Origin of the sequence: Massilia sp. CMS3.1, from assembly GCF_051262535.1 — a bacterium.
In the GTDB taxonomy this organism is placed as follows: domain Bacteria; phylum Pseudomonadota; class Gammaproteobacteria; order Burkholderiales; family Burkholderiaceae_D; genus Telluria.
Window position 1 is genome coordinate 30393 of record NZ_JBIMES010000001.1, and the last position, 14912, is coordinate 45304.

15 protein-coding genes are annotated in these 14912 nt (G+C 65.7%); 13 read left to right on the top strand and 2 right to left on the bottom strand.

The window, feature by feature from the left end:
* The first annotated feature begins 5 nt into the window (after window positions 1-5).
* The 12 genes from ACHAC9_RS00145 (at window position 6) to ACHAC9_RS00200 (ending at window position 12407) form a co-directional block, all read left to right on the top strand.
* Window positions 6-551 (top strand): pilus assembly FimT family protein, encoded by a 546-nt coding sequence (locus tag ACHAC9_RS00145; protein WP_435755918.1) that lies wholly within the window; start codon window positions 6-8, stop codon window positions 549-551.
* A complete protein-coding gene (locus ACHAC9_RS00150) occupies window positions 541-1137 on the top strand; it encodes a type IV pilus modification PilV family protein (protein ID WP_435755919.1) in 597 nt (198 codons plus the stop codon). Before ACHAC9_RS00145 ends, ACHAC9_RS00150 begins: the two co-directional genes overlap by 11 nt.
* Window positions 1134-2018, top strand: coding sequence for a prepilin-type N-terminal cleavage/methylation domain-containing protein (locus ACHAC9_RS00155; protein WP_435755921.1), 885 nt, complete (start codon window positions 1134-1136; stop codon window positions 2016-2018). The genes ACHAC9_RS00150 and ACHAC9_RS00155 overlap by 4 nt, the downstream gene beginning before the upstream one ends.
* Window positions 2015-2482: an agglutinin biogenesis protein MshP gene (locus ACHAC9_RS00160; RefSeq protein WP_435755923.1), complete on the top strand. Its 468-nt coding sequence runs from the start codon at window positions 2015-2017 to the stop codon at window positions 2480-2482. Before ACHAC9_RS00155 ends, ACHAC9_RS00160 begins: the two co-directional genes overlap by 4 nt.
* Window positions 2479-5577 (top strand): DUF6701 domain-containing protein, encoded by a 3099-nt coding sequence (locus tag ACHAC9_RS00165; protein ID WP_435755925.1) that lies wholly within the window; start codon window positions 2479-2481, stop codon window positions 5575-5577. Before ACHAC9_RS00160 ends, ACHAC9_RS00165 begins: the two co-directional genes overlap by 4 nt.
* A 221-nt stretch (window positions 5578-5798) precedes the next feature.
* Entirely contained in the window at window positions 5799-6659 is an 861-nt protein-coding gene (locus ACHAC9_RS00170; RefSeq protein ID WP_435755927.1) for an agglutinin biogenesis protein MshI, read from the top strand.
* The gene (locus ACHAC9_RS00175; protein WP_435755929.1) at window positions 6656-7303 is read left to right on the top strand and encodes a PilN domain-containing protein; all 648 of its coding nucleotides are present in this window, start codon (window positions 6656-6658) and stop codon (window positions 7301-7303) included. The genes ACHAC9_RS00170 and ACHAC9_RS00175 overlap by 4 nt, the downstream gene beginning before the upstream one ends.
* Entirely contained in the window at window positions 7300-8010 is a 711-nt protein-coding gene (locus ACHAC9_RS00180) for a hypothetical protein (protein WP_435755931.1), read from the top strand. The genes ACHAC9_RS00175 and ACHAC9_RS00180 overlap by 4 nt, the downstream gene beginning before the upstream one ends.
* Window positions 7995-8393, top strand: a complete 399-nt coding sequence (locus tag ACHAC9_RS00185) for a hypothetical protein (RefSeq protein WP_435755933.1) — start codon at window positions 7995-7997, stop codon at window positions 8391-8393. Before ACHAC9_RS00180 ends, ACHAC9_RS00185 begins: the two co-directional genes overlap by 16 nt.
* Window positions 8394-8407: 14 nt before the next feature.
* Complete coding sequence (gene mshL / locus ACHAC9_RS00190; RefSeq protein ID WP_435755934.1) at window positions 8408-10183, top strand: pilus (MSHA type) biogenesis protein MshL; 1776 nt, start codon at window positions 8408-8410, stop codon at window positions 10181-10183.
* Complete coding sequence (locus tag ACHAC9_RS00195; protein WP_435755936.1) at window positions 10183-11073, top strand: ExeA family protein; 891 nt, start codon at window positions 10183-10185, stop codon at window positions 11071-11073. The genes mshL and ACHAC9_RS00195 overlap by 1 nt, the downstream gene beginning before the upstream one ends.
* Window positions 11070-12407, top strand: a complete 1338-nt coding sequence (locus ACHAC9_RS00200) for a tetratricopeptide repeat protein (protein WP_435755938.1) — start codon at window positions 11070-11072, stop codon at window positions 12405-12407. The genes ACHAC9_RS00195 and ACHAC9_RS00200 overlap by 4 nt, the downstream gene beginning before the upstream one ends.
* Before the next feature lie 27 nt (window positions 12408-12434).
* Here ACHAC9_RS00200 and ACHAC9_RS00205 read toward each other — a convergent pair whose 3' ends face one another.
* Window positions 12435-13592, bottom strand: a complete 1158-nt coding sequence (locus tag ACHAC9_RS00205; RefSeq protein ID WP_435755940.1) for a pyridoxal phosphate-dependent aminotransferase — start codon at window positions 13590-13592, stop codon at window positions 12435-12437.
* 25 nt (window positions 13593-13617) lie between these two features.
* The gene (locus tag ACHAC9_RS00210; RefSeq protein ID WP_435755942.1) at window positions 13618-14073 is read right to left on the bottom strand and encodes a putative toxin-antitoxin system toxin component, PIN family; all 456 of its coding nucleotides are present in this window, start codon (window positions 14071-14073) and stop codon (window positions 13618-13620) included.
* A 34-nt stretch (window positions 14074-14107) separates the two neighbouring features.
* Here ACHAC9_RS00210 and yaaA point away from each other — a divergent pair, with 34 nt between their 5' ends.
* Window positions 14108-14878, top strand: coding sequence for a peroxide stress protein YaaA (gene yaaA, locus ACHAC9_RS00215; protein ID WP_435755944.1), 771 nt, complete (start codon window positions 14108-14110; stop codon window positions 14876-14878).
* The last annotated feature ends 34 nt before the right edge of the window (window positions 14879-14912 follow it).

Sequence of the window (14912 nt, forward strand, 5' to 3'; positions counted from 1 at the left end):
GACCCTTGCGTCCTGCATCCAGCCGCGGCACCCGCCACCATGGCTTCACCATGGTGGAACTGATCGTCGTCATGGTCCTCATCGGCATCATCGGCACGGTCGCCGTGGGCAGGTTCATCGACCGCGGCAGTTTCGACACGGTCGCCTGGACCGAGCAGGTCAGGTCGACGCTGCGCTACGCGCAGAAAGTGGCGATCGCCCAGAACACCCCCGTGTACGTCCACATCACCCCGGACCGCCTTGCCGTCTGCCTCGACAGCGACGCCGCCTGCGCGCGCCCTGACGCGCGCTTGAGGGCGCCCGGCGGCGCCAACAGTGGATCGAAGCAAACGCAAACCGCCTGCGGTTCTGGCAGCTGGATGTGCGAAGCCCGTCCGCAAGGCGTCAGCATGGGCTTGCCCGGCAAGCCGCTGGCGCCCATCGGCGGCGTCGTCTTCAACGGCCTGGGTCGGGCCACCATGCAGGGCGACTTCGGCGGCAAACTCGACATCAAGGGCGACGGCATCACGACCGTCGTCAGCATCGATCCGGAGTCCGGCTATGTCGAATAGGTCGCTGCACACGCGCCAGCGGGGCATCACCCTGGTCGAACTGATCATGTTCATCGTGATCATGTCGGTCGGGCTGGCCGGCATCCTGCAGGTGATGCGCTTTACCACGGCGAACTCCGCCGACCCGCTGCGCCGCAAGCAGGCCCTGATGATCGCCGAGGCCCTGCTCGAAGAAGTGCGCCAGGCCGGGTTCACCTATTGCGACCCGCGCTCAAGCAATGCGGGCGAGGCCACCAGCACAACGGCCTGTGCGATTCCGGAAGCCTGGGGCAGCGACGGCGTGGTAGGCGCGCTGCGTCCTTACGATAATGTCAACGACTACGTCGGCGCCGCAGGCAGCCCAACGGCCGCCTTCGGCGCTACGGGCGCGCTGCTCGACGCACTCGGCCGTCCGATGAACCTGGCCGGCTACAGCGCGACGGTCGCCATTACACCTGACAAGCTGGGCAACATCGCCGTCAGCGGCACGGGCGCCAACACCGACGCGCTGCGCATCCGCATCGTCGTCAGCTATGCCGGAGAAGATAAGCCGGTCACCCTGGACGGCTACCGCGCGCGCTATGCGCCGGAGCAGGGCGCCGAATGATCCAGCACACTCCACGCCGCGGCCAGCGCGGCTTCACCCTGGTCGAGGCGATCATTGCGATCGTCATCATCGGCATCCTTGGGGCGATTGTCGCGGTGTTCATCCGCGCGCCGATCCAGGGCTATGTCGACAGCGTCGCACGCGCCGAGGCCGGCGACGAAGCCGACCTCGCCCTGCGCCGCATGGCGCGCGAAATTCGCCTCGCGCTGCCCAACAGCGTGCGCGTCAGCCCAACTGGCGACGCCATTGAATTTTTGCTCACCAAGACCGGCGGACGCTACCTGGCTGCCGAGGATGGCGCGGTGGGCGGCAAGCCGCTCGACTTCGTCGATGCCACCAGGCTCACGTTCACCGTGGTGGGCGGCCTGCAGGCCGCTGTAGCGAAAGGCGAGTACCTCGTCGTCTATAACCTGGGTTCCGGCATGGGGCCGGCCGACGCCTACGGTTTCAACGGAACGGACCGCAACATCGCCAGGATCGACCTCGCGGCCGCCCGCGACGCCACCGAAATCACGCTGTCCGACAATCCATTCGCCCGCAATGATGCCATGCCTTCGCCAGGGCGACGCTTCCAGGTTGTCAGCAGCCCCGTCACCTTCCAGTGCGAAAGCAAGGGCGGCAAGCTGGTACTGACCCGTTACTCAGGCTACAACATCCGCACCGGCATGAACGAGGCCATGGCCGGGACCATCGGTTCGGCCTTGCTGGCGCGCCGCGTCGCCTCCTGTGCCAACCTGTTCAATTACGCCGAGAGCGACGCTGAGCTGCGCCGCACTGCACTGGTCCTCTTGACGCTGGTGCTGCACACGCGCGGCGCCGGCGACGCGGGTGAGGGCACGGTGCGTCTTATCCACCAGGTTCACGTCGACAACACGCCATGAAGCCGTCTTCCCACGCCATCGTTACCAGACGCCGCAAAAGCCGCGGCGTCGGCCTCGTCACCGCGATCTTCCTGCTGGTGGTGCTGGCCGGCCTCGGGGTCGCGCTGGTGAGCATCTTCACCAGCCAGCGCCAGGCCATCCTGCTCGACGAGCAGGGCGTGCGCGCCCACCAGGCCGCGCGCGCCGGGATCGAGTGGGGGCTGTTCCAGCGCCTCAGTTCCAGAGGAGGCGCATGCCTCTCCGGCAGCACGACCGCCGTCGCGCTTGGGGGCGACGTGCTCGACAAATTCACCCTGAGCGTCACCTGCAAGATGCTCGAGGGCCCCGAGGTGCGCGCCGATGAGGCGAAGCTCTACCGCTGGGTCATCAGCGCAACCGCCTGCGCGCCGGCAGTCGATGGCGTGTGCCCACTGAACTCGAACAACCCCGATTACGTGCGGCGCGTGATGGAGGTGCAACTATGAGGCGCCTGCATGGCTTGCTCGTGCGCCTGCTGGCGCTCTTGATCCTGCTGGCGGGGGCTGCACCCGCGCGCGCCGATACGCCGATCGCCTTGTGGAAAACCTTCGACGGCAGGGTCAATTTCACCGGTATCCAGGCCACGGTGCGCACCGCGTCGAACGGCAGCGGCAGCCCGTGCACGGTCGTCGCGCCAAGCACCATCCGCAGCGCGACCCTGACCCTGCCGGCCACGGCCGTTGTCGTATCGGCCCAGTTGTACTGGGCCGGTTCCGGCATTCCCGACAGCACCGTGACCTTCCAGGGCAACGAAATCACGGCCAGCCGCAGGTTCACATCGAGCAGCATCGGCGGCGGCTTCGATTACTTCGGCGGCGCGGCCGATGTGACCAACCTCGTCACGGCGAGCGGCACCTACAATTTTTCCGGCCTCACCGTCGCCAATGGCGCGCCCTGGTGCGGCTCGCAGGGCGTGCTCGGCGGCTTCTCGCTGCTGGTGGTCTACAGGCTGTCGTCGGAGCCGCTGCGCGTGCTGAATATCTACGAAGGCTTCCAGCACCTGCGCAATACCGGTGTGGTCGTCAACGCGAGCAATTTCCGCTGGAACCGCACCATGGCGCCGACCGAGGAAAAGGCACGCATCGGCCATATCACCTGGGAGGGCGACCCGACCCTGGGGCAGGACGGCGAGAACCTGAGCTTCGAAGGAAACACGCTCAGTGATCCCAACAACGCCGCCGGTAACCAGTTCAACTCGTTCAGCAACGTTAACAACGACCGCGCTTCGCACGGCATCGACTTCGATGTGTATGACACGACCGTCACCATTTCTTCCGCCAACGATGCGGTCGTGACCGCCGGCTACAACACCGGGCAGGACATGGTGCTCCTGAATGCCGAGATCCTCTTGGTGCCGACGATGCAGATCTCGGATCTGGCGATCAAGATCACGCGTACCGGCGCGCTCAAGATCAATACCGATGTCGAGTACACCGTCACCGTGACCAACAACGGACCGGTGACCGAATCCGGGACGATCACGGTGACGAATACGCTGCCCCCCGGCATGTACTATACGGCGGGCATTGTCACAGGCTGGTCGTGCACCGCCACCGCCACTGCCGGCACCTGTACCTACACGCGGGGGCTTGCCCCGGGCGCCACCGCGCCGGTGCTGACGGTCAAGGCGCGCGTGGGCTCGCTGGGCGAGAAAACCAACACCGTTGTCGTGAAGGGCACCACGAGCGACGACGTGCAGGCCAACAACACGGCGTCCGATACCGGCACGGCCACCAATGCCGACGGCACGACCGGGACGCTCCCACCGCCGCCGCCGCCCTCGTATATTTTTACTGACAGCAAATGCGTGGCGGACATCGCCATCGGCGCCGCCGGTCAGACTTGCAAACGGTACACGGCCTCGATGGTGGGCGGCACGAGAACGAAGATCTGGCTGACGGCGACCACGTCCAAGGGCGTGCCGAGCGAAGCCAGTAAAAAGGACGACACAACAGCATCGTTCCAGTTCATGCTCGAGTGCGAAAATCCCTCCTCCGGTACGGTTAGTGCAACGTTTGAGGGCGTCTCCATTCCAGTGTGCGCGCCCCCGGGGCAGCTGGCCACATGGTCGAATCCTGTGAATGTCAAGTTCCTGGCCAAAACCGTTTCGGTTGAACAAACGCTCATCTACAACGATATCGGCAAGATCAGGCTCAACCTGAAAGAGAGCACCGGGATGGACCGGACCGACGGGTTCGTGAGCGCGCCACTGCGCATCGACTTCAAGCGCATTCACAATGGACCGCACGACAATCCGGGCAACATCACGAGCGGCGGCGCCGGCTTCGCACGGGCCGGAGAGGCCTTGTCGGTTGAGGTCGGTGCGGTGCTGGCGGGCAGCGCCGGTTTCGCGCCGAATTTCGGCAACGAACGCCTGACCGCGCTCATCGTGCTCGACAAATCGGTTGCCGTGGCCGGTCTTGCGAGCCAGGGCGCCGTCGTGGAAGAGCAAGCCGAGCTGCGCAAGTGGGACAAAGGTATCCTCGCGACCAAGGCGTCGTGGAGCGAGGTCGGTGCCGTCAATTTCACAGTCAGTGCGCACGACCCTGAGTTGGGCACCGGCGGGGCGGACCGTTACCTGGGCGTGCAGGTCGGCAAGGGCACGGCGGCGGTGGGGCGCTTCTATCCGGCTTACTTCACGACCGATGTCATCGGGCCCTTCAATTGCCCGAAGAACTTGCCGACAACCATTGCCTGCCCGCGGGCCATCGACGGCCTCATCAACGGCGCGGTCTATTCGCAACAGCCGTTCAGCGTGACGGTCGAAGCGTATAACCTGCTTAACGCTCGCCTGCAGAATTTTCCCGGCACCTGGTTCAAGCCTATTACCCTGTCGGCTGTCGTCGCCGGCGGGGACCCGCTGGCGATCAACCTGACGCCGCCAAGCGGGAAGACGCAGACCACGGCCACCACTGCGGCCGAATTCCCGCTCATGACCTCGTACAAGCTGGCGGCCAGCTACAACGATGACGCACCCCGGGTTCCCGTGACCGATCCAAGCACGATTGCCGTGCGCGCGGAGGCCAGCGAAACGACCCTTGCCGGTAACGTGAGGATTACCTCGAAGCGCAGCGGCGAGGTGTCGGACGAGGGCGACATCCTGGTGTTGAACGGGCGCGTGAAGCTGCCGAACGCACTTGGCAGCGACCTGCTGCGCACGCCGCTCAAGCTGCGCACGGAATACTGGGCCGGGCCTGCCGCCGGCTGGATGTTCAATGCGAGGTACGACGAAAACCGCGTTGTGGCCGACGCGAACCTGATCTTCAAGGAGTGCAAATTCGATTTTGCCGTGAATGGCGCATGTAACACGAACTTGCTCGGCCTGGCACCGATCGTTGCGCCGAAGACGTCCCTCGTCCAGATGCGGGACGGCACGCTGTGGTTGAAAGCACCCGGCAAGAACGGCGGAGCGTCACGACGCGGTGGATTCGGCGTGCGCTACAACGACGTGACTGCTCCTTGGCTGCCGGGCGCCACCGGCCGGGTTGGTTTCGGCAGCGCGCGCAGCCCGGTGATCTACGTACGGGAGATGTATTTCTGAGCGCCGAGCAGAGTGTGGTGCGATGCGCAGCAACAGTGTTGCCCCACGACGATTTATTTCGGAGTTAGACCCGTTCTTGAATATAATCAAGCTCCTACAGTCAAAACATCAGACACCGCTTCACCTCGACAACGGTCCGCATGCGTTTTTTTAGAAAAGCAAAGAAAAGAGAAGGGTGGCTCGCCATTGCGCTGCAGGGCGATGGCTTATGCGCCGTCAGCATGCAGACCGCGCCCGATATCCGTCCCCAGGTGCGCCAGGCTGTGTTCTATCCCGGCAAGAACCACGCCGAGTTGCTCGAGAAAGCCGGACGCGAGCTGCATGCCCACGCCTACCGCTCGATCACGGTGCTCAACGGCGGCGAATACCAGATCCTCTCGGTCGACGCGCCGAACGTTCCCGCCGACGAATTGAAGACCGCGGTGCGCTGGCGCCTGAAGGACATGCTCGATTTCCACGTCGACGACGCCACGGTCGACGTGCTCGACCTGCCGGTCGATCCGAACGCGGCCGTGCGTGCCCAGCATTCGATGTTCGCCATCGCCGCCAGGAACAGCGTGATCGAAGCGCGGCAGACGCTGTTTACCGCCGCCAAGGTCGAGCTGGCCGTGATCGACATTCCCGAGATGGCGCAGCGCAACATCTCGGCCCTGGTCGAGCCGCCCGGGCGCGGCGTGGCGATGCTCTCGTTCGGTAGCGAAGGCGGCTTGCTGACGGTGTCCTTCCGGGGTGAGCTGTACCTGGCACGGCGCATCGACCTCGGCATCGAACAATTGCTCGACGAAGACATCGAGCGCCGCAACGCCGCGTTCGATCGCGTCACGCTCGAGCTGCAGCGTTCGCTCGACAACTTCGAGCGCCAGTACTCCTTCATCAGCGTGGCCAAATTGGTGCTCGCTCCCTCGGCCGTGATCGGCCTAGAGGAATACCTGTCGAGCAACCTCTACATGCCGGTCGACACGCTCGACCTGGCAAGCCTGTTCGACTTCGAGCGCGCGCCCGAGCTGACGGACAAACGCTTGCAGCAGCGTTTCCTGGTGCCGCTCGGCGCCGCCCTGCGCCACGAGGAGACGGTGCTGTGAGCCAGCAAATCAACCTGTACAACCCAGTCTTCCTGCAGCAAAAGAAGATTTTTTCCTCGCGTACGATGGCCGGTGCACTGCTCGTGCTGTTCCTCGGTGTCGCCGCGATCAATGTGTACGGCAACATGCGCGTGAAGGACTTGCAGCAGCAGGCCGACGCCGGCGCGGCCCAGCTGGCGCAAAAGCAGGCGCGCCTGGCGAGCGTCACCCTCGAGTTCGTCCCGCGCCAGAAAACTGCCGAGGTTGCGGCCGAATTGGCTGAAGTCGAGGGCCAGCTGGCCGCCTTGCGCGAAGTGTCGGGCGTCCTCGCGCGCGGGGAACTGGGCAATACACAAGGCTATGCGGAGTACTTCCGGGCGCTGGCGCGCCAGCATGTCGACGGCCTCTGGCTGACTGGCGTGAGCATCGCCGGCGCCGGCCTCGACATCGGCGTGCGCGGCCGCGCGCTCGACCCGCAGCGCGTGCCGGGCTACCTGAACCGCCTGACGGCCGAGCCCATCATGCGCGGCAAGGCTTTCGGCAGCCTGCAGATCGGCCAGGGCGTGCCCGTGGCCCGCATCGACGCGAGCGGCAAGGATGTCGCCACGCGCGCGCCGTATGTCGAATTCAGCCTGCAATCGACGCCGGAAGGAGCCAAACCGTGAAGGAACAGATCACCCGGCTTGCCACGCGGATCGATGCCTTGAACCTGCGTGAGCGCGTGCTGCTCTTCGCAGCGGTCGCGGCCGGCTACGTCTTCCTGATGTATTTCTTCGGCCTCGGGCCGATGTTCGCGAAACAGGAGGTGCTGCGTACCCAGATCGTCCAGCAGCAGAACAACCTCGAGGGCATCGACAACGAGATCCGCGACAAGGTGCTGGCGGCGCAGGTCGATCCGGATGCGCCGACGCGCGTGCGCACCGCCGAGGTACGGGGCCAGCTCGATGTCCTGGCCACCAGCCTGCGCGCGATGCAGAACGGCCTGGTGCCGCCGGAGCGCATGGCGCCGCTGCTGGAAAGGATCCTGCGCACGAATGGCCGCCTGCAGATGGTGGCGATGCGTACGCTTCCGGTCGAACCGGTGATGGGCACGCCAAGGTCCGCATCCACTGCGGCGCCGGCCCCGTCCGACGCGCCGCAGGCGCAAGTCCAGCCTGCCGGCGCGCGCGCGCCGCTGTTGTACCGTCATGGCGTCGAAGTGACGGTGCGCGGCAACTATCTCGACATGATCGGCACCATGGCGGCGCTTGAATCGATGCCGACCCAGCTGTTCTGGGGTCGTGCCCAGCTCGAGACCGAAACCTGGCCGACCTCGCGCCTGACCCTGACCCTGTACACACTGAGCCTGGACGCGAAATGGATGAAGCTGTGAAGCGCGCCTGTCACAGCGCATGCGCCGGGCTGCTGTTCGCCTGCGCCAACCTGGCCTGGGCCCAGGGCCTGCAGGATCCGACCCGCCCGCCCGCGTCCTTGATTGCGCCGCAGACTGGCGCCGGCGACATCGGCAGCGGCGCGAAGCTGGAGCGCGCGCCGCGGCTGCAATCGGTGCTGGTCGCGCGCCAGCCAGGGGGACGCCACGTCGCCGTGATCGATGGCGAGACCCTGCGCCTGGGCGACACCTTCAGGGGCGCGCGCGTGACGCGCATCGGACAGAACGAAGTGGAACTGCGGCGCGGCAACGCGCGCCAGGTCCTGAAACTACATGCGGCCGCGGCATCGAACGCCGGCGCCATCGAGCGAGTGAAAAACGAATGACGGACAGGACACCCATGCGACATACCTCCCTGCTGGCGCTTGCCGTGGCCGGCGCGCTGCTCGCCGGCTGCCAGAGCACGCCGCCGCACCAGACCTATGACGCCATCAAACGCGAAGTGGCCAGCGCCAGCGCCGTCAACAGCAAAGCGGCGCCGAACGAGGACGCCGTCGCCAACGCCTTGTTGCCGCCGGCGGCCAGCCTTGCGCGCGAGCTGCCGAAAGCCCGTCCGGCGCTGGAAGAGCGCTTCAACGTCGCCTTCAACAACGTGCCGGCCCAGCAGTTCTTCCGCTCGATCGTGGCCGGCACGCGCTACAACATGCTGGTCCATCCCGAGGTGAGCGGCAACATCAGCGCCAACCTGAAGGACGTGACGCTGGCCGAAACCCTGGAGGCCGTGCGCGAGATGTACGGCTACGACTATAAAATCGACGGCACCCGGATCTCGATCCGCCCGCTGACGATCCAGACCCGCATGTTCCATGTGAACTACCTGGTCGGCAGCCGGCGCGGCTCGTCGAACCTGCGCGTGACCTCGACCTCGGTGTCCAGCGTCGGCAGCAACAACAACGGCGGCAGCGGCCAGGGCCAGCAGGGCAACGCGCCGGGTCAGAACCAGAACGGAAACAACCAGAACGGGAATGCAGGCGGCTCGACGCAGGTCGACAGCACCGACGTCAACACGCTCTCGAACAGCGACTTCTGGGTCGACCTGAAGTCCTCCATCGAAGCCATCGTCGGCTCGAAGGACGGCGGGCGCAGCGTCGTCGTCAGTCCGCAGTCGGGCGTGCTGGTGATCCGGGCGATGCCGGAAGAGCTGCGCAACGTCGACATGTACCTGAAAGCCACCCAGCTCTCGGTCGACCGCCAGGTGATCCTGGAAGCGAAGATCCTGGAAGTCGAGCTGAACGACCAGTTCCAGAGCGGCATCAACTGGGCCAGCTTCTCGTCGATCGGCAGTTCGCGCAACAACCGGGTCTCCACCGGCCTCATCTCGCCGGGCGCCAGCCTGTCGCCGCTGCCCTTCAACGGCGGCCAGCCGCCCGTCATCAGCAACGGCCGTGGTTTGGCTGCCAGCACCGGCTTTTCGTTGTCGAACGCGGCCAATGCCGCCGGCGCCCTGTTCGGCTTTGCCTTCCAGACGAATAATTTCGCCACGCTGATTTCGCTGCTCGAGCAGCAGGGCACGGTCCACGTTCTGTCGAGCCCCCGGATTGCCGCCGTCAACAACCAGAAGGCGGTGCTGAAGATCGGCACCGACGAATTCTTCGTGACCGGCGTGACGACCACGACCAACACCAGTACGACCGGCAACACGGTCACGCCGAGCGTGACCCTGCAGCCCTTCTTCTCGGGCGTCGTGCTGGACGTGACGCCGCAAATCGACGAAAAGGGCAACATCCTGCTGCACGTGCACCCGTCGGTGAGCCAGGTGACGACCGTCACCAAGGGCATCGACCTCGGTTCGGCCGGCTCGCTGACGCTGCCGCTGGCTGCGTCCTCGACCTCGGAACTGGACAGTATTGTCCGCGGCCAGGACGGGCAGGTGGTGGCCGTGGGCGGCCTGATGCGCCAGGCCTCGACCGACGACACCAGCCAGTTGCCGGGCGCCGGCCGGGTGCCGGTACTGGGTGCGCTGTTCCGCAACAAGAACAAGGTCAACCAGAAGCGCGAGCTTGTGGTGTTGATCAAGCCGACGATCGTCGACAGCGCCAGCAACTGGAGCCAGGACCTGCTCGATACCACGCGCCGCATCGAGACCCTGGATCCGCGCACCCTGGAGCGCAAGTAATGTACGCAGCGCATTTCGGCTTGCGCGAACTGCCGTTCGGGATCACACCGGACACGAGCTTCTTTTTCGGCAGTCCGCACTCGCAGGAAGCGCTCAACACCTTGCTCATCGCCGCGCGCAGCGGCGAAGGCTTCATCAAGATCACGGGCGAGGTCGGCACCGGCAAGACGCTGCTTTGCCGCAAGTTCATGGCGACCCTGGGCGACGATTTCGTCACCGCCTACATCCCGAACCCCTTTCTCGAGCCGCGCACGCTGATGCTGGCGCTGGCCGACGAACTTGAACTGACGTTCGAGCGCGACGTCGACCAGCACCGCCTGCTCAAGTCGATCATGCAGCGCCTGCTCGATCTGGCGCGCCAGGGCAAGCGCGTGCTGCTGTGCCTGGACGAGGCGCAGGCGATTCCGGTCGAGAGCCTGGAAGCGCTGCGTTTGCTGACGAATCTGGAAACGGAAAAGAGGAAGCTGCTGCAGATCGTCCTGTTCGGCCAGCCGGAGCTGAACCGCAAGCTCGAACTCGACTCGATCCGCCAGCTAGCCCAGCGCATCACCTTTCATTACCACCTTGGCCCCTTGAACCGCGACAACCTCGATTTCTACATCGCGCACCGGCTGCGCGTGGCCGGTTTCAGCGGCGCGCGCCTGTTCTCGCCCGGCGCCGTGCATCGCCTGTACCGCGCCAGTGGCGGCATCCCGCGCCTGGTCAACATCCTGGCGCACAAGTCGCTGATGCTGTGCTACGGCGAGGGCAAGCAGATGGTGGCCGCTTCCCATGTCAATGGCGCCGCGCGCGACACCGTCGCGCCAAAACGCCGACTCTGGCCCTACCTGGCGGGCGCGGGCGCGCTGGCCGGCATGGCGGCCGGACTTGCCTGGACCTTCGCACGATGAGCCTGATTAACAAGATGCTGCAAGACCTCGATGCGCGCGGCACCACGCGCGCGGAAGGCGTTCCGGCCGAGATCAAAACGGTGGCAAGCGACAAGGGGCGCCTGCCGGTGGGCCGTATCGCCGCCATCACGGCGGCCGTGCTGGTGCTGATGGGCGGTGCGGCGGCCTGGTACGTCTTTCCGCTCAAGGGCTATACGTACCAGGAGCAGCCAGCCGCGGCGCAGGTGACTGTGCCCGTCGCGCCGGCCGCTCCCGCCGATCCCGTACCGGTGACGGTAGCCGAGGTGGCGCCGCCGCAGCCTGCGCCTGCGGAGGAGCCCGCCACCGCCGCAAGGCCGGAACCGCCACAGGAGGAGGCTCCACCGATGCGGGGCAAGGCTGCCCTGCCTGCGATCGCGAAAAAAGAAGCGCCGGAGCCAGTCCGCGCAGCGCCGGCCGAAGGTGTGCGCCAGGGGGCGCCTGTCGTCGTCGCCGAACCGCAAAACGAAGGCACGGTCACCTCGTGGGCCGTCGCCGACGCGCGCGCGCGCGCCGAAGAAGCGCGGCTCGCGAAGCGCTGGAAGGCCGAGGAAACCCGGCTCGCCGCGCTGCCGGCAGGCCAGCGCCGCGAGGGTGAACGCAAGCTGCGCGAGGAACAGGCGCGCGCGGCAAGCCGGGCGAAAATCGAAGCATCCTGGCTCGCTTCGCTCAAGCGCAGGGAAGCCGCCGCCGGCGGCGTTGTTACCGATGCGCCGGCGGCTGCGCGCGGCCAGGGCCGTGTCGAGACGGACAGCCAGGGCGCCGAAAACGCCTACCGGCGCGCCTTGAACAGTCTCCAGGATGGGCGCGTCGGCGACGCGATATCAGGTCTGCAGGGGACGCTGCGCATCAATCCACGCCATGAAGCGGCTCGCCAGACCCTGGTCAGCCTGCTTATCGAAAACAACCGCGGCGACGAAGCGATGGCCCAGCTCCAGCAAGCCTTGACGCTCGATCCGCGCCAGCCGGCGCTGGCGATGCTGCTGGCGCGCCTGCAGATCGAACGCGGCAAGACCGGCATCGAAGCGCTGCTGCGCACGCTCCCCTATGCCGCCGGTAACAACGAATACCACGCCTTCCTCGGCGCCGCGCTGCAGCGCCAGGGACGTTTCCGTGAAGCGGCCGATCAATACGACACGGCCTTGCGCACGGCGCCCAACAATGCGGTATGGTGGATGGGACTCGGGATTGCGCTGCAGGGCGAAAAGCGCAATGCCGAGGCGGCCGATGCATTCCGCCAGGCCAGGACCTTGGGCACCTTGTCGCCGGACCTGCAGGCGTTCGTGGAACGCAGGTTGCAGCAAGTGGCGCGGTAATACCCTGGGCTGCGGCGTGGTCGCGAATTAAATCGCCGCCAACCGGTCGAGCGCGAGACGCAGGGTGTCATCCTGTTTCGCGAAGCAGAAGCGCACGATGCCCGACTCCTTCTGGCTGGTATAAAACGGCGACACCGGAATCGCCGCCACCTTCAATTCGCTCGTCAGCCACTGTGCGAACTGCGCTTCCGGCAGATCCGATACGGCCCGGTAATCCACGCACTGGAAATAGGTCCCGTCGGCCGGCAGCAGGCGCAGGCGCGTGCCTGCCAGCCCGGCGCGGAACAGGTCGCGCTTTCGCTGGTAGAAATCGGACAGTCCAAGGTAGGGCGCCGGGTCAAGCATGTAGGCAGCCAGGCCATGCTGCATCGGCGTGTTCACCGTGAACACGTTGTACTGGTGGACCTTGCGAAACTCGGCCGAGAGCGGCGCAGGCGCGGCCACGTAGCCGACCTTCCAGCCGGTGACGTGATAGGTCTTGCCGAAGCTCGAGACGACAAAGGCGCGCTCGGCCAGTTGCGGGTGGCTGGCGACCGAAGCGTGCGTCTGTCCGTCGTAGACCATGTGTTCATACACCTCGTCCGACAGGATCAGGATGTCCGTGCCGGCGACGATCGCCGCCAGCTGGTCGAGGTCGCTGCGGCGCAGGACGGAGCCGGTCGGGTTGTGCGGCGAGTTGATCACGATGAGGCGCGTGCGCGGCGTGACGGCGGCGGCCAGTGTTTGCCAGGGCACGCTGTAGCCGTGTTCTCCCACTTCCATTTCGAGGGGCACCGCCACGCCGCCGGCCAGGGCGATGGCCGGCAGGTAGCTGTCGTAGGCCGGCTCGATGACGATCGCCTCGTCGCCCGGGTGCATGCAGCACAAGATGGCCGTGGTCAGCGCCTGGGTGGCGCCGGCGGTCACGGTGATCTCGCTGGCGGCGTCGTAGGCATGGCCATACAGCGCGGCGATCTTGCTCGAGATCGCCGCGCGCAGTGCCGGCACGCCGGTCATCAAGGGATACTGGTTATGGCCGGCGCGCATGGCGTCGTTCACCGCGTCGAGCAGGCGCAGGTCGCAGCCGAAGTCGGGGAAGCCCTGGCCCAGGTTGACGGCGCCATGCTGGCTGGCCAGCGCCGACATGGTGGAAAAGACGGTGGTGCCGAAGCCGGGCAGGCGCGATTGCAGGGCAGGGGTGGTCATGGGGAGCGAAAAAGTGTGCGGTGGTCTATTCTAGCGCGCTTGCGCTGTGCAGTTTGACCCAGGCTTCCGGCAGCATGATCCGGAACATGCCGGCCTGCGTGGTCTTGCGGTTCAGCTTGAGCAGGGCCTTGTCCTTCGTGACCAGGATCGCCGCGCCGGCATCGCGCGCGAGCTCGAGGAATTTCTGGTCGTCGCGGTCGGTGCAGACGGGCAGGCGTACCGGCTTGCTGTCCGGCGCCACGACCGTGATCAGGCTGTCGAAGCGGGCGGCAGCGGTGGCACGGCTGTCCTCGTCGAGCGGCAGGTGCGGGTAGCGCAACACGATATGGTACTCGTCGCGGCAGTCGGCGCGCGTCACGGCCTTCAGTTCGCCGCCCTCGAGCGCCGTCAACAGAAGTGCCCAGCGCGGGTCGTGGAAAACGAACAGGTCGAGGCAGACATTGGTATCGATGACGATGGGTTGGGCGGAAGCGGGTATCATGTGGGAAATTTTAATTGGTTAATTGCTCGTTTTTATGCTGATCGTTTTATCGCCTGCCAAATCGCTCGACCTCGACACCCCAACACCCACCCAGGAACAGTCGCTCCCCGATTTCAGTCAGCGCGCCGCGCAGCTGATCGGCGTGCTGCGCGACCTGTCGCCCGGCCAGGTCGGCGACCTGATGCGCATCTCGGACTCCTTGTCAGTCCTCAACGTGGCGCGCTACGCAAGCTGGACGCTTGACCATACCGACGGCTACCAGGCGATGATGGCCTTCAATGGCGACGTGTATGCGGGCCTGGATGCGCGCAGCCTGGATGCTTCGTCCTTGACGTTCGCCCAGCGCCACTTGCGCATCCTGTCCGGACTGTACGGCCTGCTGCGTCCACTTGACCTGATCTATCCTTACCGGCTGGAGATGGGCACGAAACTGGCGACGCCTGGTGGCCGCGACCTGTATGCGTTCTGGGGCGAGACCATCGCCAAGGCATTGAACGCGCAACTGGCTGCCACGGGATCGTCGGCGCTGGTGAACCTGGCTTCCGAAGAATACTTCAAGTCGGTCAAGCCGAAGCTGCTGGACGCGCCGGTGATCACGCCGGTGTTCGAGGACTGGAAGAGCGGCAAGTTCAAGATCATCTCGTTCTACGCAAAGCGGGCGCGCGGGATGATGGCGCGCTTTGCGATCGAGAACGGGATCACGGCGCCGGAAGAATTGAAAGCGTTCGACGTCGGCGGCTATGCATTCGTGCCGGGCGAGTCGACGGAGAAGAGCTGGCTGTTCCGCAGGAAAGACGCGGCCTAATCATCGGGTGGCCGGGCCACCCGATGTGAGTCAC

Excerpts from the sequence above, each read along its gene's own strand:
- ACHAC9_RS00150 (WP_435755919.1), top strand. The coding sequence starts at position 541 with ATGTCGAATAGGTCGCTGCACACGCGCCAGCGGGGCATCACCCTGGTC.
- ACHAC9_RS00155 (WP_435755921.1), top strand. The coding sequence starts at position 1,134 with ATGATCCAGCACACTCCACGCCGCGGCCAGCGCGGCTTCACCCTGGTC.
- ACHAC9_RS00160 (WP_435755923.1), top strand. The coding sequence starts at position 2,015 with ATGAAGCCGTCTTCCCACGCCATCGTTACCAGACGCCGCAAAAGCCGC.
- ACHAC9_RS00165 (WP_435755925.1), top strand. The coding sequence starts at position 2,479 with ATGAGGCGCCTGCATGGCTTGCTCGTGCGCCTGCTGGCGCTCTTGATC.
- ACHAC9_RS00170 (WP_435755927.1), top strand. The coding sequence starts at position 5,799 with ATGCAGACCGCGCCCGATATCCGTCCCCAGGTGCGCCAGGCTGTGTTC.
- ACHAC9_RS00185 (WP_435755933.1), top strand. The coding sequence starts at position 7,995 with ATGGATGAAGCTGTGAAGCGCGCCTGTCACAGCGCATGCGCCGGGCTG.
- mshL (WP_435755934.1), top strand. The coding sequence starts at position 8,408 with ATGCGACATACCTCCCTGCTGGCGCTTGCCGTGGCCGGCGCGCTGCTC.
- ACHAC9_RS00195 (WP_435755936.1), top strand. The coding sequence starts at position 10,183 with ATGTACGCAGCGCATTTCGGCTTGCGCGAACTGCCGTTCGGGATCACA.
- ACHAC9_RS00200 (WP_435755938.1), top strand. The coding sequence starts at position 11,070 with ATGAGCCTGATTAACAAGATGCTGCAAGACCTCGATGCGCGCGGCACC.
- ACHAC9_RS00205 (WP_435755940.1), bottom strand. The coding sequence starts at position 13,592 with ATGACCACCCCTGCCCTGCAATCGCGCCTGCCCGGCTTCGGCACCACC.
- ACHAC9_RS00210 (WP_435755942.1), bottom strand. The coding sequence starts at position 14,073 with ATGATACCCGCTTCCGCCCAACCCATCGTCATCGATACCAATGTCTGC.
- yaaA (WP_435755944.1), top strand. The coding sequence starts at position 14,108 with ATGCTGATCGTTTTATCGCCTGCCAAATCGCTCGACCTCGACACCCCA.